The sequence below is a fragment of the Streptomyces xinghaiensis S187 genome (assembly GCF_000220705.2).
Classification (GTDB): domain Bacteria; phylum Actinomycetota; class Actinomycetes; order Streptomycetales; family Streptomycetaceae; genus Streptomyces; species Streptomyces xinghaiensis.
In genome coordinates, this window is sequence record NZ_CP023202.1 from 3,631,395 (window position 1) to 3,647,436 (window position 16,042).

17 protein-coding genes are annotated in these 16,042 nt (G+C 71.6%); 9 read left to right on the forward strand and 8 right to left on the reverse strand.

Annotated features, from left to right (window positions below; translation table 11 throughout):
- Positions 1-60 precede the first annotated feature (60 nt).
- Entirely contained in the window at positions 61-744 is a 684-nt protein-coding gene (locus SXIN_RS15585) for a GntR family transcriptional regulator (protein ID WP_095758056.1), read from the forward strand.
- Entirely contained in the window at positions 741-2,102 is a 1,362-nt protein-coding gene (locus SXIN_RS15590; protein ID WP_050930668.1) for an MFS transporter, read from the forward strand. Before SXIN_RS15585 ends, SXIN_RS15590 begins: the two co-directional genes overlap by 4 nt.
- 144 nt (positions 2,103-2,246) lie before the next feature.
- Here SXIN_RS15590 and SXIN_RS15595 read toward each other — a convergent pair whose 3' ends face one another.
- Positions 2,247-3,074, reverse strand: coding sequence for a maleylpyruvate isomerase family mycothiol-dependent enzyme (locus SXIN_RS15595; RefSeq protein ID WP_019707313.1), 828 nt, complete (start codon positions 3,072-3,074; stop codon positions 2,247-2,249).
- 149 nt (positions 3,075-3,223) lie between these two features.
- Between SXIN_RS15595 and SXIN_RS15600 the strand changes: the two genes are divergently transcribed.
- Positions 3,224-4,033 (forward strand): carbon-nitrogen family hydrolase, encoded by an 810-nt coding sequence (locus SXIN_RS15600; protein ID WP_019707312.1) that lies wholly within the window; start codon positions 3,224-3,226, stop codon positions 4,031-4,033.
- Between the two features lie 56 nt (positions 4,034-4,089).
- On the opposite strand, the gene SXIN_RS15605 is transcribed toward SXIN_RS15600, so the two are convergent.
- Positions 4,090-5,337 carry an NsdA family TPR-like regulatory protein gene (locus tag SXIN_RS15605; RefSeq protein ID WP_039820310.1) on the reverse strand — a complete coding sequence of 416 codons (1,248 nt, stop codon included), beginning with the start codon at positions 5,335-5,337 and terminating at the stop codon, positions 4,090-4,092.
- 265 nt (positions 5,338-5,602) lie between these two features.
- On the opposite strand from SXIN_RS15605, the gene SXIN_RS32205 reads away from it, so the two are divergent.
- Together SXIN_RS32205 and SXIN_RS15610 are read left to right on the forward strand one after the other, a co-directional pair.
- On the forward strand, positions 5,603-5,758 hold the full coding sequence (locus SXIN_RS32205; protein ID WP_238153773.1) for a hypothetical protein: 156 nt from the start codon (positions 5,603-5,605) through the stop codon (positions 5,756-5,758).
- Positions 5,755-6,141, forward strand: coding sequence for a hypothetical protein (locus SXIN_RS15610; protein ID WP_019707309.1), 387 nt, complete (start codon positions 5,755-5,757; stop codon positions 6,139-6,141). Before SXIN_RS32205 ends, SXIN_RS15610 begins: the two co-directional genes overlap by 4 nt.
- Positions 6,142-6,186: 45 nt before the next feature.
- Here the strand turns inward: SXIN_RS15610 and SXIN_RS32210 are convergent, their stop codons facing one another.
- Together SXIN_RS32210 and SXIN_RS15620 are read right to left on the reverse strand one after the other, a co-directional pair.
- Entirely contained in the window at positions 6,187-6,426 is a 240-nt protein-coding gene (locus SXIN_RS32210) for a hypothetical protein (RefSeq protein ID WP_019707308.1), read from the reverse strand.
- Between the two features lie 48 nt (positions 6,427-6,474).
- A complete protein-coding gene (locus SXIN_RS15620) occupies positions 6,475-6,726 on the reverse strand; it encodes a GntR family transcriptional regulator (RefSeq protein ID WP_019707307.1) in 252 nt (83 codons plus the stop codon).
- Positions 6,727-6,763: 37 nt separating this feature from the next.
- Here SXIN_RS15620 and SXIN_RS32750 point away from each other — a divergent pair, with 37 nt between their 5' ends.
- Both SXIN_RS32750 and SXIN_RS15625 read left to right on the forward strand, forming a co-directional pair.
- Positions 6,764-6,886: a hypothetical protein gene (locus SXIN_RS32750; RefSeq protein ID WP_019707306.1), complete on the forward strand. Its 123-nt coding sequence runs from the start codon at positions 6,764-6,766 to the stop codon at positions 6,884-6,886.
- A gap of 91 nt (positions 6,887-6,977) precedes the next feature.
- Entirely contained in the window at positions 6,978-8,882 is a 1,905-nt protein-coding gene (locus SXIN_RS15625) for an NHL domain-containing thioredoxin family protein (RefSeq protein ID WP_019707305.1), read from the forward strand.
- A gap of 170 nt (positions 8,883-9,052) precedes the next feature.
- On the opposite strand, the gene SXIN_RS15630 is transcribed toward SXIN_RS15625, so the two are convergent.
- Positions 9,053-10,384, reverse strand: coding sequence for an NsdA family TPR-like regulatory protein (locus SXIN_RS15630; RefSeq protein ID WP_019707304.1), 1,332 nt, complete (start codon positions 10,382-10,384; stop codon positions 9,053-9,055).
- A 316-nt stretch (positions 10,385-10,700) separates the two neighbouring features.
- Here SXIN_RS15630 and SXIN_RS31280 point away from each other — a divergent pair, with 316 nt between their 5' ends.
- Entirely contained in the window at positions 10,701-10,862 is a 162-nt protein-coding gene (locus SXIN_RS31280; protein WP_157916293.1) for a hypothetical protein, read from the forward strand.
- A complete protein-coding gene (locus SXIN_RS15635) occupies positions 10,859-12,037 on the forward strand; it encodes a methyltransferase domain-containing protein (RefSeq protein ID WP_019707303.1) in 1,179 nt (392 codons plus the stop codon). The genes SXIN_RS31280 and SXIN_RS15635 overlap by 4 nt, the downstream gene beginning before the upstream one ends.
- Before the next feature lie 239 nt (positions 12,038-12,276).
- Here SXIN_RS15635 and SXIN_RS15640 read toward each other — a convergent pair whose 3' ends face one another.
- From SXIN_RS15640 to SXIN_RS15650, 3 genes are all read right to left on the reverse strand, one after another.
- Positions 12,277-12,507 (reverse strand): DUF6458 family protein, encoded by a 231-nt coding sequence (locus tag SXIN_RS15640; RefSeq protein WP_019707302.1) that lies wholly within the window; start codon positions 12,505-12,507, stop codon positions 12,277-12,279.
- A 161-nt stretch (positions 12,508-12,668) separates the two neighbouring features.
- Positions 12,669-13,967, reverse strand: a complete 1,299-nt coding sequence (locus tag SXIN_RS15645; RefSeq protein ID WP_019707301.1) for a M18 family aminopeptidase — start codon at positions 13,965-13,967, stop codon at positions 12,669-12,671.
- Between the two features lie 197 nt (positions 13,968-14,164).
- A complete protein-coding gene (locus SXIN_RS15650; RefSeq protein WP_019707300.1) occupies positions 14,165-15,991 on the reverse strand; it encodes an acyl-CoA dehydrogenase in 1,827 nt (608 codons plus the stop codon).
- Between the last annotated feature and the right edge of the window lie 51 nt (positions 15,992-16,042).

Sequence of the window (16,042 nt, forward strand, 5' to 3'; positions counted from 1 at the left end):
GTCCCGTCCGCATCCCGGACCGATCAAAACCCGTTCATCTCATGTATCTAAGCTGTGTCCATGCTGTCCGCCCTCACGCCCGAGACCGCCTCCGAGACCAGCCCCGGCAAGCGGCCGCCCGCCGCCGACCGGGTCTACGCCCACGTCAAGCAGGCCGTCCTGGACCGCCGTTACGAGGGCGGCACCCTGCTCACCGAGGGCCACCTCGCCGAGGTGACCGGCGTCTCCCGGACCCCGGTGCGGGAGGCCCTGCTGCGGCTGGAGGCCGAAGGGCTGCTCAAGCTCTACCCGAAGAAGGGCGCCCTGGTGCTCCCGGTCTCCGCGCAGGAGATCCGCGACGTGGTCGAGACCCGGCTGCTGATCGAGGAGCACGCCGCCCGCAAGGCCGTCCCCGCGAGCCCGCGCCTGGTGGAGCGGCTGGAGGAACTCCTCGGCGAACAGCGGCGCCACGCGGCCGCCGGCGACCTCCCGGCCTTCTCCGCCAGCGACCGCTGCTTCCACGCCGAGATCGTGCGCAGCGCCGGCAACCTCATCCTGGAACGCCTCTACGACCAGCTCCGGGACCGGCAGCTGCGCATGGGCGTCGCCGTGATGCACGCCCACCCCGACCGCATCGCCAAGAACATCGCCGAGCACACCGAGATCCTGCGCGCCCTGCGCGCGGGGGACGCCGACGCGGCCGCCGGGGCCGTCGGCCGGCACATCGGCCGGGTGCGGGAGCTGGCCGGAGGCGATCCCCGGTGAGCTCCGCCGCGCGTCCCGGCGGGCCCGCGCCCGCCTTCCCCGGCTCCGCCGTGTCCGACCCCCGCGGGGGCGGGCGGGCGGCGTTCGTCTGGGGCATCGGGGTCCTGGTCTACTTCCTGGCCGTCTCCTACCGCACCAGCCTCGGCGTGGCCGGGCTCGACGCCGCGGACCGCTTCCAGGTGGGCGCCTCCGCGCTGTCGACCTTCACCATCCTCCAGCTCCTCGTCTACGCGGGGATGCAGATACCGGTGGGCCTGCTGGTCGACCGGCTGGGCACCAAGCGTGTCCTGATCATGGGCATCGCGCTGTTCACCACCGGCCAGTTCGGCTTCGGCCTCTCCGACTCGTACGCCATGGCCCTGGCCTCGCGGGCACTGCTCGGCTGCGGTGACGCCATGACCTTCATCAGCGTGCTGCGGCTGGGATCCCGCTGGTTCCCCGCCCGCCGCGGCCCGCTGATCGCGCAGGTGGCGGCGCTGATCGGGATGGCCGGCAACCTGCTCTCCACGCTGGTGCTGGCCAGGCTGCTGAACACCTTCGGCTGGACCCCGGCCTTCGCGGGCAGCGCGGCCGGCGGCGTGGCCGTGCTCGCCCTGGTGCTCGTCTTCCTCAAGGACCATCCGGAGGGCGCCGCCCCCGCCCCGCGGGACGGCGCGCACAAGGGGAGGGCCGCGCCGCCCCGCTTCGGCGTCGGCCGGCAGATCGCCGACTCCTGGCGCGAGCCCGGCACCCGGCTGGGCATGTGGGTGCACTTCACCACCCAGTTCCCGGGCATGGTCTACCTGCTGCTCTGGGGGATGCCGTTCCTGGTCGAGGCCCAGGGCCGCTCCCGGACGGAGGCCGGTGAGCTGCTGACCCTGGTGGTGCTCTCCAACATGGCCGTCGGCCTCGTCTACGGGCAGCTCATCGCCCGGCACCACCGGGCGCGGATGCCCCTCGCGCTGGGCACGATCGGCCTGACCGCCGTCTTCTGGGGCACCGCGCTGGCCTGGCCGGGCACGGCACCCGTCTGGCTGCTCGTCGCGCTCAGCCTGGTGCTGGGGCTCTGCGGCCCCGCCTCGATGATCGGCTTCGACTTCGCCCGCCCGGCCAATCCGCCGGAGCGCATCGGCACCGCCTCCGGCATCGTCAACATGGGCGGCTTCACCGCGTCGATGACGACGCTGCTGGCCATCGGCGTGCTGCTGGACGCGACCGGGGACGACTACCGCGCCGCCTTCGCCTCCGTGTTCGTCCTCCAGGCGCTGGGCGTCGCACAGATCCTGCGCCTGCGGAGCCGGGCGGACCGCCGCGAGCGGGAACGGACCGTCGCCAGCCGGGTCGAGACGGTGCACGTGCCGGCCGTCCGGCAGGGCTGACGGGCCGTCCGGAACGCCCGGACCGGCGGGGGCGGACAGCCCGGCGGCCGGCCCGGAACGGACCGCGGGTGGGGCCGCGGTCCGGACGGCACGGGACGGGGCGGGGCCCGCGGCGGTCGGCGAAGCCCGAGGGCAGCGCGGCCCCTACGGCGTCGTCGAGAAGTTCCGCAGGATCGCCTCGGCGAGCCTCTGGTCGCCCTCCGTCTTGATCCGGTCCGCCACCGCCGCCGGCTTCACCCGGCCGCAGGCCAGCAGCGCGTACGTCTCCCAGTCCAGGGTGAGCGTCACCGCGGGGCCCAGCGAGGGGCTGCCGCTGACCGAGGCCCGGCCCTCGCCGTCCACTCGCACGGTGCGCATGAACTCCACCGGCCCGTGCACGTCGATCACCACCGCCGTGTTCGGCGGTGCGCCCGCGTCCTTGGCGACGACCTTCGGCAGTCCCTCCAGGAGCAGGTCGCGGGCGACCAGCGCGCCCGGCGAGTCCAGATTGCCGGGCTGCCGCAGCGCCCGGCGCAGGTCCTGCTCGTGCACCCAGACGTCGAACGCCCGCAGCCGCAGGCAGTGTTCCAGCGTGATCTCCGCGCCGCCCAGCGGCCCCCGGACCTTCGTACCCGGGTCGCGTCCCTCGTTGCGCAGCTGCCGCGAGCGGCGGATGATCGTGTACTCCAGCTCGGAGGTCATCTCCGGCCCCGTGTGGCAGCGCCGCACGTCGACCTGGACCTCCATGTAGCGGGTCAGCTCGTCCGTCACGTGGTAGAGATCGCGCGGCAGCGAGTGGATCGGCCGGGGATCGCCCAGCATCTCGCACTCGATTCCGATCACATGGGAGACGACGTCCCTAACCGACCAGCCGGGACAGGCGGTCGCGCGGTTCCACTCACCCTCGACGAGCGGTGTCACCAGCTCGGAGATCGCCTCGATGGAGTGGGTCCAGGCGTCGATGTAGGGCTGCAGGCTTGGGTGGACGGTCACGTGACCCCTCGGCGGTTCGTACGCGGGCTGGGTGCTTGAGCCACCGGCTCACGCAGTTAAGTTACGCTGCGCGTGGGCACACCGGCAGTGCTTTCGTGTGACGATCGTAGGCCCGTCACGGCGGGCCCAAGGCCGAGAGTGGTGGTACCGTGCGCGCCTCCCTGCTGCAGATTGCCGTCAATTCCGGCGAAACGGTCGCAGCGCGCCGGCAACGGGTGGCCGCGCTCGTCCGGGAACAGGCCGGTTCGGACCTCGTCGTCCTCCCCGAGCTCTGGCCGACGGGCGCCTTCGCCTACGACCTCTTCGAGGAATACGCCGAGACCCTCGACGGCCCCACCGTCACCGCCATGGCCGCCGCCGCGGCCGAAGCGTCGGTCTGGCTGCACGCCGGGTCCGTCGTCGAACGCGCCCCCGACGGCACGCTGTACAACACCTCCGTGGTCCTCGGCCCCGACGGCCGCCTCCGCGCCTCCTACCGCAAGATCCACCGCTTCGGCTTCGACAAGGGCGAGGCCGCGATGATGGGCGGCGGCGAGGAGATCGCCACCATCCGCCTCCCGGAGACCGTGGCCGGCCTGGCCACCTGCTACGACCTGCGCTTCCCCGAACAGTTCCGGCAACTCACCGACGCCGGCGCCGAACTCCTCGTCATCCCCGCCGGCTGGCCCGCCCGCCGCCGCGAGCACTGGACCCTGCTGGCCCGCGCCCGCGCCGTCGAGAACCAGGCGTACGTCCTCGCCTGCTGCTCCGCCGGAACGCACGGCGGCGTCGAACAGGCCGGGCACAGCCGGATCATCGACCCCTGGGGCGAGGTGATCGCCGAGGCCGGCGAGGACGAGCAGATCCTCACCGCCGACCTCGACCTCTCCCGCGTCGCGAAGACCCGCGCCGACTTCCCCGTCCTCCGCGACCGCGTCCTCGGCCTGCCGACGCCCCGCCCCGCCGCGCCGGACGCCTGAGCGGGGTACGCGCCGGGGCGCGAGGGCCCAAGACGCGGCGGCACCCCACGCCCCCGTCAGTCGTACGTTCGCAGGGTGGCCACGAGTTGCCGTGCCTCCCTCGCACCTCGCCGCATCAGGACCGCAGCCACGGTGTGCAACTCGTTCCAGGCGTGGGGGCGGCCGATGTCGGCCGCCTCGGGCACGATGGCCAACGCCACCGAGGCGGCTTGCGACGCCTCACCCGCTTCGGCCAGCGCGTGCGCCAGGCAGGCCCGGTACCACGTCTTGTCGCGCCGGTAGTCGTCCGGCAGCGCGGCCAGCCCGGCGGTGAGGTGGCGCACCGCCGCCTTCCCGTCGCGCAGATGCAGTGCGGCCATCCCTCGTTGCAGCGTGAACCACGTCTCGCCGTAGAAATACATCCACGGCGGCTCGTCCTCCGGGTGCTGCGCCGCGCGGCCGATGAGGTCCTGTGCTTCGTCCAGGAGACGCTCGGCGTCATCGGCGTCGCCGCCCAGCGCGTGACCCCGGGCAGCCATCTGAGCGGCCATGCCCTGGACGCCGAGGGATGTTCCCGGGGCCGACCAACGAGCCGCCTCCGCCAGACGCACACACCGGTCCCCACGGCCGCCCGACCACGCCATGTGCGCCTTCATGCTGAGCGTCGTGGCCGCCATATTGGCGTCACCGGCCTCCAGCGCCCACTCGTGGCTGCGGTCGTACCAGGCGAGGGCGGCTGCCGTCTTCCCCTGGTCCTGTGCCATCCAGGCCAGGAACTGCGCATGCTCGGACGCCAGACGGACCACTCGGCCCGCCAACGGACCCCGGGCACTGCCGTACAGGTCCACCACCGTCCGGAGTTGCTGGCGCATCAAGCCCGCCAACGGTCGTGAACCGATCTCGTCCTCGGCCCGGCGATGCTCCGCCAGAAGCCGGTCGAGCCAGTCGAGCGTGGCGGTATCCACGGGGTGCTCGCCGTCGACCACGCTCGTCACGCGAGCCAGCAGGTCCTCGTCCGGCCCGGGCCCGGGCCCGGCGAGGGCGGGCACTGGTGACTCAACGCCCGGACGGTCGGTTGCCGAGAGGTGAGCCGGGACGCGGAGTCCCTCCACGATCCGTTGCCGCACCTCGACCGAGGTGACGTGCCTCCGGCCGCGCTCGATGTTGGACACCTCGGGCTGAACGAGGCCGACGCGCTCCCCGAGCTTCGTCTGGCTCATCCCGGTGAGCTGCCGGTACGTACGAAAGACGGCGCCCCAGTCCCCGGCGGCGACCGTCGATACCAACTGCGGGTGGGACCACACGTCCGCACGCTTTTCCCCCATACGCCCAATATAGGGCGCACCCATAGGGCCATGGCATGGCTTTGTGCGGGTTCGGGCGCGAGGGTCTTCGCGAAGGGACAGGACCCCCGCGACCGTGGCGACGGCCCGGGGGCATGGCCACCAACCTGGCTTGGAGGTTGACGACATGCTCAAAACTACCGAGAAGCTGCTTCGTCCGCTGCTGCGCTTGCTGCTTCCTCCCGGAGGGCGCCACCGGTCAACGGGGGCAGCTCCATTGACCGCCGCACCCCCGATTCCCCGCAGCTTGGGCTCGCCCGTGCCGGACGGCGCGCCCCTCGGGCTCGTCCGGCCGTATCTCATCGCCCACGAGCGGAGGATCGAGCGCGAACGACGACACCGCCGCCGCATCCGGCTGGTGCTGTTGCCGCAGGGCCTCGACCTGCCGGGGGTGGTCGCGTGAAGACCCGCCCCCGCCTCCTGCCGTGGTCCGAGTCCGGCAAGCCGGCCTACCTTCGCACCAGTGACCCGAACAGCATGCTGTCCCGGCTCGCCGACGAGATGGAGGAAGCCCAGCTCGGCATCGGCGAGAGCGTGCTGGCCGCCGCCAAGGGAATCTTGAGCGATCCGAAGGCGTCCGCTTCCGAGCTGCGGTTCACCGCGGCCCGGCTCAGTGAATGCCTGTTCGACGCGCTGAGGGTCGCCACGTCGCGCGGCGCCCGTCTGACGGACGCCGACGAGGAGGACGACTCGCCCGTCGACGACGCGGGGCCGACCGCGCAGGATCCGTCCCGCAGGTGTGAGGGCGGCAAGAACGACGGCCGGATCCCGGCGGACGGTCGCTGAACCGAGCATGAGCGGAGGTCGGCCCCCAAAGGCCGGCCTCCGCGTTCACGGCGCGCTTGGCGCCAGGTGTCCACCGGCGGGTGCCTCGGCATCGTGTCCCCGCTCGGCGTCGGCCATCTCCGCCTTGATGGCATCGATGCGCTCGCGCTTCTCCGGGGTGATGTCGGCCGTCAGGTCGGCCATCGTGCCGAGTTTCATCTGCCCTGCCCATGAGGAAGACGCCCCGCCGTCGGGGTCGAAGACGAACAGCATCCGGATGCCGGGTGCCTCGACCCAGTCCAGCACATCTTCGGAGGACCGCGCCCAACTCCCGCTCTGGTCGGAGGCGGACGGTCACCCCTCCGCGTCGTCGTCGGGCTGCTTCACGAACGACCCGCGGCCGGGAACCGTGTAGATCAGGCCGCGCTCACGGAGCACGGCCAAGGCCCGCTGGACCGTCGAGGCCCCGGATGAGTATTCGCGGCGCAACTCCAGCTCGGACGGGACCCGGCCGGACAGTTCGCCCGACGTGATCTCTTCCGCGAGGTGGTCGGCGATCTGCTGGTACGGGTGGCGCGGGTCGTCGGGGTTGATGGTGCGGACCATGAGCCAATAGTGCGTTCTGGACGACCCGAAGGCGACGGTGTCCGAACTGCGGTACGCGGCGAAACAGCTCGCCGAGTGCCTGGCTGATGCCCTGCTGGTCGCCGAGTCACGCGGTGGCCGGCTTGGGTCGCCGGACCCGGACGAAGCGGTGCTGCCGTGACGCGCTGACCGCACCCCGGGGCCCCTGGGCGACCCCGGCCACGCCCGTGCCCGGCGTCCGGGCCTTGCCCGTCGTCAGGCACGATGGACGGATGGCAAAGCACGCACGCGTCCGCGCTCCCGAACTGACCGGCAAGGGCGGCTGGCTCAACACCGGCGGCACCTCGTACACCCTCGCCGACCTGCGGGGGCGGATCGTGATCTTGGATTTTTGGACGTTCTGCTGCGTGAATTGCCTGCATGTGCTCGACGAGTTGCGGGAGTTGGAGGAGAAGCACCGCGACACGGTCGTGGTGATCGGCGTCCACTCGCCGAAGTTCGTCCATGAGGCCGAGCACCAGGCCGTCGTGGACGCCGTCGAGCGCTACGAGGTGCACCACCCCGTCCTCGACGACCCCGAGCTGGCCACCTGGAAGCAGTACGCCGTGCGCGCCTGGCCCACGCTCGTCGTCATCGACCCCGAGGGCTATGTCGTCGCGCAGCACGCCGGTGAGGGCCACGCCCATGCCATCGAGCGGCTCGTGGCGGAGCTGGAGGAGGAGCACGCCGCCAAGGGCACCCTGCGGCGTGGCGAGGGCCCGTATGTCGCGCCCGAGCCGGTGCCGACCGATCTGCGGTTCCCCGGCAAGGCCGTGCGGCTGCCCGGCGGCACCTTCCTCGTCTCGGACTCCACCCGGCACGCGCTGGTGGAGCTGGCCGCCGACGGGGAGACCGTCGTCCGCCGGATCGGCAGCGGTGAGCGGGGGCTGGCCGACGGCGGTCCGGCCGAGGCGCGGTTCAGTGAGCCGCAGGGCCTGGCGCTGCTGCCCGGCGGCAGGGTCGTGGTGGCCGACACGGTCAACCACGCGCTGCGGTCGGTGGACGTGGAGACGGGCCGGGTGACGACGATCGCGGGCACCGGCCGCCAGTGGTGGCAGGGCTCCGCGACCTCCGGGCCGGCCCGGGAGACGGACCTCTCCTCGCCCTGGGACGTGGCCTGGTTCGCGGACCGGCTGTGGATCGCCATGGCCGGCGTCCACCAGCTCTGGACCTGGACCCCGCCAGGGGACGGGGGCGAGGGAGCGGACGGCAGCGGCACGGTCGAGGCCGTCGCCGGTACGACCAATGAGGGCCTGGTGGACGGCCCGGCCGCCGAGGCGTGGTTCGCGCAGCCCTCCGGGCTCGCGGCCGCCGGGGACCGGCTGTGGATCGCCGACTCCGAGACCAGCGCCCTCCGCTGGATCGAGCGGGCCGATCCGGCCGATCCGGCCGATCCGGCCGATCCGGAAGAGCTGGCCGAACCGGGCGCCGCAGGCGCGGAGTTCATCGTCTGCACCGCCGTCGGCACCGGCCTCTTCGACTTCGGGCACCGCGACGGGCCCGCCGGTCAGGCCCTGCTCCAGCACCCGCTGGGCGTCACCGCCCTCCCCGACGGCTCGGTCGCCGTCAGCGACACCTACAACCACGCGCTGCGCCGCTACGACCCGGCCACCGGTGAGGTGACCACCCTGGCCACCGATCTGCGCGAGCCCTCGGACGCCGTGCTCGACGGCGACGCGATCGTGGTGGTCGAGTCCGCCCGGCACCGGCTGACCCGGCTGCGGTTGCCCGAGGAGGCGGTGCGGGTCGAGCCGGTGGCGCACCGGACGCAGCGGGCGGCCACCGAGGTGGCGCCGGGGCGGCTGCGTCTCGACGTGGTGTTCCGGCCGCCGGCCGGGCAGAAGCTGGACGAGCGCTACGGCCCCGCGACCCGGCTGGTCGTCAGCGCCACGCCACCGGAGCTGCTGGCGGAGGGCTCCGGTACGGACACGGGCCTCGGGCGGGACCTGGTGCTGGCCGAGGGGGTCACGGAGGGTGTGCTGCACGTCTCCGCGATGGCGGCGTCCTGCGACGACGACCCGGCGCAGGAGTATCCGGCCTGCCATGTGCACCAGCAGGACTGGGGGGTGCCGGTGACGGTGGCCGCGGGAGGCGCGGACCGGCTGCCGCTGGTGCTGGCGGGACTCGACACTCCCTGACGGCCGTGGCGCGGCCGGGGCCCGGTGAGCCGCCGCGGCGTACGGACGCGTCCGCGGCCCCCGGATGGTGCAGGGACCGCGGATGCCGTCGTCCCGCGGCTGCTTCGCTCCGGTGCGCTCTCCCGTCTCTCCGCGTCACTCTCCGCTGAGAGACGGGAGATGCGAGGTGATCAGGCGGTGGCCGGGACGTTCACGGCCTGGGCCCGCTCGTACAAGGCCCGGGCCGTCCGGTTCCGTACGTGGGGACGGATGAGAGCCTTCATGGCGGCCACCCGTTGGTCCGCCCGGCCGGATTGGACCAGTGGGTAATCATCCAGCACGCGGTGCCAGGTGACACACGCCGCTTCCAGGTGGCCGAGTTCGAGCTGGCGTTCCGCCAGCATCGCGTCATAGCGAACGCGGGTCCGGCGGTACACATCGTGGCGGAGGCGGGATGACTCCTCCATGCTCTTCACCGACCCGGACAGGTCCCCCAGACCGTACTGGACCTGGGCTATGTGGTACGCCAGGGATGAGGCGTCATAGCTCCCGAACGTCTTTGCCCGGGACTCCGCCTTGTCCATGGCCACTTCCGCCTCCTGTATGTATCGGAGGGCGCCGGCACGGTCGCCGCTCGCCGCGTAGGCGTGAGCCTGTTGCCCTGCCAGGAAAGCGCGCATACGGGGCCCGGCGTTCCGGGAGGCTGCGGAGGCAGCGTCGGCCAGGCGGAGGGCGTGGGCATGGTGGCCCAGGTCCACGGCCTGGAGGCTCATTCCGCGCAATGTGGTGCAGTAGGTCAGGTGGTCGTCGGCGGCTCCGGCCAGTTCCAGTGCCTTGCAGTAATACCGCTGGGCCAGGCCGTGCAGCCCTTCGTCCACGGCCATGAACCCGGTCAGGTACAGGAGGTCAGAAGCGGCGGAGAGCATGGCTTCGCGCACGTCGTCCGAAGCATCGGCGCGGAGGTGGGGGGCGACCGTGTTGACCAGGAAAGCGGCGGCCATGGGCCTGGCGTGGCGTCCGCCGAACACGTCGTCCAGCTCTGACACTTTGTCTGTCATGGCCATCACCGCATCCACTTCCGGGTAGCCGATGCGGCGGGTGCGGCCGGTCCGGACTGCCTCCATACGGCCCACCACGTTCGGCCAGTCCGGAACGGTGAGCGCGGCGGAGAAGAGAGCGGCGCCCAGGACGCCACGGCGGGATGGGTCCATGTCTTGCCTCCCCAGCTCCAGCAGTCCTTCAACGGTAGTGCTCCGGGGCTGATCGGTGGGCATGGGGAATCCGGCGTCGGTGTGCGTGATGGGCCGTGCCAGCTTGCGGGCCAGCGCTTCCAGGATGAGGAGGCGGACCTCCCTCCTGGGAATCGTCCCCGTGAGCCAGTGACTCACGGCGGAGGCGTCGTACCTAAGACGCGTGCCCTGTTCGGTACCGGTCCGGTTCACGGCCGTGGCGAACTGGCTCTGGCTCCAGCCGGTTTCATCGAGCAGGCGACTCAGACAGGTGTTTGGCTCCCGCTTGGCCATGGTCCAACTCCCGGCTCCCCTGCGGACTTTCAATGCTTTCAAGTTCTGGTGTTGCGTTCACGGTACCGCTGTGCGTGTCCGTCCGGTTACGTAGTGCGTGCACCGTCACGGACACGGTGGGAGGGGCAGTCGCTCCGGAGCCCGGCCGGACGGGTTGACAGGAGCAGGGCGCCATCCAACCGAATGAAGAAGAGGACATCATGTTGCTTACGCTCAGTACGACTCCCGGCGAGCCGTGGCCCGTTCCTCCGGACCCGCCGTCCCCTGACGGTGGCCCGAGCATCACCGGCACCACTCGGAGCGAGAGGAATTCCACGTGAGGAACGTGCAGATCCTCGCCGCTGCCGGTCCGGGCGGACACCGTGCAGGAGGAGACGGCGGAGGCGACGGACACCCCGGCACCCCGTGGACGCCGCCCCAGGACCCGCCGTCCCCCGACGGCGACACCCCGCCCGGCGACGGGACACACCGCAAGTGACGGTCAACTTCGAGCAAGAGGGCCGCCCCGGCCGGAAAGAGCTGGGGCGCGTCCTCCTGGAGACCCATTCGATGACGCCGGACTGGGCTCCGGTATTCGCGGCAGTGGACCGGGCCGCGTTCCTGCCCGACTTGATGTGGCCGTTCGACATGGCCAAGGGCGCGAGCGCCGTCGTCGACCGGGCCGCCGACCCCGACGCCTGGTATATCGCGGCGGACAGCAACGTCCCCATCGTGACGCAGTGGGATGACGGCAAGCACACCGGCACCGCACCGGGGAAGGTGTCCACCAGTTCCTCCTCCATGCCCTCGGTCGTGTACGCGATGCTCCAGGCGCTGGCCGTGGAGGAGGGCATGCGGATACTCGACGTCGGCACCGGCACGGGGGAGACGGCCGGGGCCCTGGCCTACCGCCTCGGCGGCCGGAACGTCGTCACGGTGGAGGTGGACCGTTCCGTGTCGGGACGGGCCCGGGAACGGCTCTGCGCGCTGGGGCTGTACCCGGAGATCATCCTGGGCGACGGGTTCAAGGGCTACGCGGGCCTCGCGCCGTATGACCGCGTTCTGGCTACCGTCGGGCTCCGGGAGATCCCAGGGGCGTGGATCGGGCAAACCCGTCCGGGCGGCCTCATCGTCGCACCGTGGGGCACGCACTTCTCCAACGCGGATGCCGTGGCCCGATTGGTGGTGAGAAACGGGACGGCATCCGGGCCCTTCACGCGCCCGGTGGAGTTCATGAAGCTGCGAGCACAGCGGCTGTCTCTGGCCGGACACAGCGAGTACGCCCCGGCGGGGGCGGCGGAGAGCGCCGACACATCCACGACCACGGTCACCGAGGGTGAGTTCATCACCGGGAAGTACACCGCCGTTCCGTTCGCCCTGGGACTTCGAGTACGGGATTGCGCCCAGGCCGTCGCGGAGAAGCGCGAGGGCGCGCGGCCGGTGTGGTTCTACGGACTGAGTGACCGGTCCTGGGCGTGCGTGATGTTCCGTGACGGAGAGTCGGAGGCGAAGGTCTGGCAGTCGGGACCACGCCGGTTGTGGGATGAGGTCGAGGCGGCCTACCGGTGGTGGGCCGACCGTGGCGAACCGGACCACACCCGGTTCGGCCTCACCGTCACGCCGGAGGGACAACGGGCGTGGCTGGACGACCCGGCGGACTCTTGGGCTGTGTGAGTGGCCTGGCTGTGCCCCCGGGGCTCAAGGTACTCGCGCCGGTACCCCAGCCGAGCACGGGGAAGGCGCACTGGCCTGTTCTGTGCCTCGGTGCCTGTCCGTGCGCGGCCCGTGCGGGCCGTCGGTCGGCCCCTGTGACTCCGGTGAGGCAGGCCCGCCCTTGCTGATGCTGTCGGGTGTCTCAACTCAACAGCATCAGAGGGCCCGGTCCTCTCCGTTGTGCTCCGCGCCGTTGCGCGTCACCTGTAGTAGCGGTTGTGGTCCTCGACCTCGACCACCGGGGCGCCCGGGGCCGGCGGCTGGACCCTGCGCCGCTTCAGGATGCTCACGTAGGCCGCGAGCCCGATGAGGCCGACCGCCATCATGATGAGGCCGGCCAGATCGAGGTTGACTCCGGCAATGTTCCAGTCCACGGCGAAGGTGAGGATGGCACCCACCGCCATCAGACCGATGCATCCGCCGATACCCATGGGATCCGCCTCCTCAAGCGTTGGCTCTCTGGGCTTCGTGCGTAGCCTCCGGATACCCGGGGCCGGTGGCTCCATGCGCCGCGTGGTGGGAGGGGAACCGGCGGTGTGTCAAGTACCTCGCGCGTCAGGGCGTTCGCACCGGGGCCGGAACGCCGCCCCGCTCAGTCCTCCAGGAAGGCCCGGATCGCGTCCGCGAGCAGGTGCGGGTCCTCGGCGCCGCACAGTTCGCGGGCCGAGTGCATGGAGAGGATGGCGGCACCGATGTCGACCGTCGCGATGCCGTGGCGGGCGGCGGTGATGGGGCCGATCGTGGTGCCGCAGGGCATGGAGTTGTTCGAGACGAACGCCTGCCACGGCACGCCCGCCCGCTCGCAGGCGCGGACGAAGACGGCCCGGCCGGCGCCGTCGGTGGCGTAGCGCTGGTTGACGTTGACCTTGAGGATCGGGCCGCCGTTGGGCATCGGGTGGTGGCCGGGCTCGTGCCGCTCCGCGTAGTTGGGGTGGACGGCGTGGCCGGTGTCGGAGGAGAGGCAGAACGAGCCGGCGAAGGAGCGGGCGCGGTGCTCGTAGCCGCCGCCGCGGGCGAAGACGGAGCGTTCCATGACGCTGCCGAGGAGCGGCCCGTCGGCGCCGGTGTCGGACTGGCTGCCGTTCTCCTCGTGGTCGAAGGCGGCGAGGACGGGGATGGCGGAGAGTCGCTCCCCGCCGTCCCGGGCGACGGCGGCCAGGGCGGCCGTGCCGGCGTGCACGGACAGCAGGTTGTCCATGCGCGGCCCGGCGAGCAGTTCGCGGTCGCGGCCGAGGTAGGCGGGCGGTTCGACGCTGTGGACCATGAGGTCCCAGCCGGCGATGTCCCCGGCGGCGACCCCGGCCTCGTCCGCGACGAAGGAGACGAGGTCGCCCTCGTGGACGTCGCCGATCCCCCAGATCGGGGTCATGTGGCGCTGCTTGTCCAGCTTGACGCCCTCGGCGTTGACGGCGCGGTCGAGGTGGACGGCGAGCTGCGGCACCCGCAGCAGCGGACGGTCGGCGCAGACGAGCCGGCTGGAGCCGTCGCGCAGGGTGAGCCGGCCGCTGAGGCCGAGGTCGCGGTCGAGCCAGGTGTTGAGGAGGGTGCCGCCGTAGATCTCGACGGCGATCTGCCGCCAGCCGTGCGCGCCGGTGTCCGGCACGGGCTTCACGCGCAGATTGGGGGAGTCGGTGTGGGCGCCGATGATCCGGTACGGCGTCTCGGGGCCGGCGCCGTCCGGGACGTACCAGGCGATGAGGGCCCCGCCGCGCAGGACGTACCGGCCGCCCGCCGAGCCGTCCCACGCCTCGGTCTCCTCGACCCGCCGGAACCCGGCCGTCTCCAGCCGCCCCGCGGCGTTGGCCACCGCGTGGTAGGGCGACGGGCTCGCCGCGAGGTAGGACATCAGGTCGTCGGTGTGGGTGCGGGTGAAGCGGGGAGATCGGCTCATGGGTCTCAGCATATGGAGGTGCCCGGAGGGGCCCGCACGGGCTCGCTGCGCGCAGAAGATGACCCCCGCCCGGTGGGACCTGCCGGGCGGGGGTCGGGACCTCGGCCGCGTGTGGCGCGGACGGCCTGGGCGGCCGAGGTTTTCAGGGCCTCATCCGCGGACGGGGACCTGGATGCGGGGGAGCCGGGGAGGGAGCCTCAGAAGGCGGCCTCGTCCAGCTCCATCAGGGAGTTGTCGGTCTTCTCCGCCAGGGTGCGCTGGACGGAGACGCCCGGCAGCACGGTGTGCGCGAAGAACTTGGCCGCGGCGATCTTGCCTTCGTAGAAGGACTTGTCCTTGGCGGAGGCCGAGGCGAGCTTCGAGGCGGCGACCGCGGCGCCCTTGAGGAGCAGGTAGCCGACGACGACGTCGCCGGAGGCCATCAGCAGGCGGGTGGTGTTGAGGCCGACCTTGTAGATCGACTTCACGTCCTGCTCGGTGGCGGCCAGGTCGGTCAGCATGTGGCCGACGATGGCCTCCAGGTCCACCGCGGCCTTGGACAGCTCGGCGCGGGCGTCGGCCAGCTCCTCGCCGCCCTCGGCGTCGCCCAGGAACTTCTTGATCTCCTCGGAGAGGGCGGTCAGCGCCTGGCCCTGGTCCCGGACGATCTTCCGGAAGAAGAAGTCCTGGCCCTGGATGGCGGTGGTGCCCTCGTAGAGGGTGTCGATCTTGGCGTCCCGGATGTACTGCTCCAGGGGGTACTCCTGGAGGTAGCCGGAGCCGCCGAAGGTCTGCAGGGACTGGGCGAGCAGCTCGTAGGACTTCTCCGAGCCGTAGCCCTTGACGATCGGCAGCAGCAGGTCGTTGAGGCGGTGGATGGCGGAGGCGTCCTCGCCCGCGGCCTCCTTGACCAGGATCTCGTCCTGGATGGAGGCGGTGTAGAGGACGAGGGAGCGCATGCCCTCGGCGTACGCCTTCTGCGTCATCAGCGAGCGGCGGACGTCGGGGTGGTGCGTGATGGTGACGCGCGGGGCGGTCTTGTCCGTGAAGGCGGCCAGGTCCGGGCCCTGCACGCGCTCCTTGGCGTACTCCAGGGCGTTGAGGTAGCCGGTGGAGAGGGTGGCGATGGCCTTCGTGCCGACCATCATCCGCGCGAACTCGATGATCATGAACATCTGGCGGATGCCGTCGTGCTTGTCGCCGACCAGCCAGCCCTTGGCGGGGTGGCGGTCGCCGAAGGTCATCTCGCAGGTGTTGGAGACCTTGAGGCCCATCTTGTGCTCGACGTTGGTGGCGTAGACGCCGTTGCGCTCGCCCAGCTCGCCGGTCTCGAAGTCGAACTCGTACTTCGGCACCATGAAGAGGGACAGGCCCTTGGTGCCGGGGCCGGCGCCCTCGGGGCGGGCCAGCACGTAGTGGATGATGTTCTCGGACATGTCGTGCTCGCCCGAGGTGATGAAGCGCTTGACGCCCTCGATGTGCCAGCTGCCGTCCTCCTGCTGGACGGCCTTGGTGCGGCCGGCGCCCACGTCGGAGCCGGCGTCCGGCTCGGTCAGCACCATGGTGGAGCCCCACTGCTTCTCCACCGCGATCTGCGCGATCTTCTTCTGCTCCTCGGTGCCCTCGTCGTAGAGGACGCCGGCGAAGGCCGGGCCGGAGGAGTACATCCAGACCGCCGGGTTGGAGCCCAGGATGGTCTCGGCGAAGCCCCAGAGCAGGGAGCGCGGCGTGATGGTGCCGCCCAGCGCCTCCGGGATGCCCAGCCGCCACCACTCGGCGTCCATGAAGGCCTGGTAGCTCTTCTTGAAGGACTCGGGGAGCGGTGCGGTGTTGGTCTCCGGGTCGAACACCGGCGGGTTGCGGTCCGCGTCGGCGTAGGACTCGGCGAGCTCGTTCTCGGCGAGGCGGGCGATCTCGGACAGGACGCTCTTGGCGGTGTCGACGTCCATCTCCGCGAACGGGCCGGTGCCGTACAGCTTGTCGCGGCCGAGCACCTCGAAGAGGTTGAACTCGATGTCGCGGAGATTCGACTTGTAGTGCCCCATGGCGACGGCTCCGTAGCTTCGGGGAGGCGGCATACCTCTACTGCGTACCAA

Excerpts from the sequence above, each read along its gene's own strand:
- SXIN_RS15630 (WP_019707304.1), bottom strand. The coding sequence starts at position 10,384 with ATGGCCAAGCGGGAGCCAAACACCTGTCTGAGTCGCCTGCTCGATGAA.
- SXIN_RS15620 (WP_019707307.1), bottom strand. The coding sequence starts at position 6,726 with ATGGTCCGCACCATCAACCCCGACGACCCGCGCCACCCGTACCAGCAG.
- SXIN_RS15605 (WP_039820310.1), bottom strand. The coding sequence starts at position 5,337 with ATGGGGGAAAAGCGTGCGGACGTGTGGTCCCACCCGCAGTTGGTATCG.
- SXIN_RS15625 (WP_019707305.1), top strand. The coding sequence starts at position 6,978 with ATGGCAAAGCACGCACGCGTCCGCGCTCCCGAACTGACCGGCAAGGGC.
- SXIN_RS15645 (WP_019707301.1), bottom strand. The coding sequence starts at position 13,967 with ATGAGCCGATCTCCCCGCTTCACCCGCACCCACACCGACGACCTGATG.
- SXIN_RS15640 (WP_019707302.1), bottom strand. The coding sequence starts at position 12,507 with ATGGGTATCGGCGGATGCATCGGTCTGATGGCGGTGGGTGCCATCCTC.
- SXIN_RS15585 (WP_095758056.1), top strand. The coding sequence starts at position 61 with ATGCTGTCCGCCCTCACGCCCGAGACCGCCTCCGAGACCAGCCCCGGC.
- SXIN_RS15650 (WP_019707300.1), bottom strand. The coding sequence starts at position 15,991 with ATGGGGCACTACAAGTCGAATCTCCGCGACATCGAGTTCAACCTCTTC.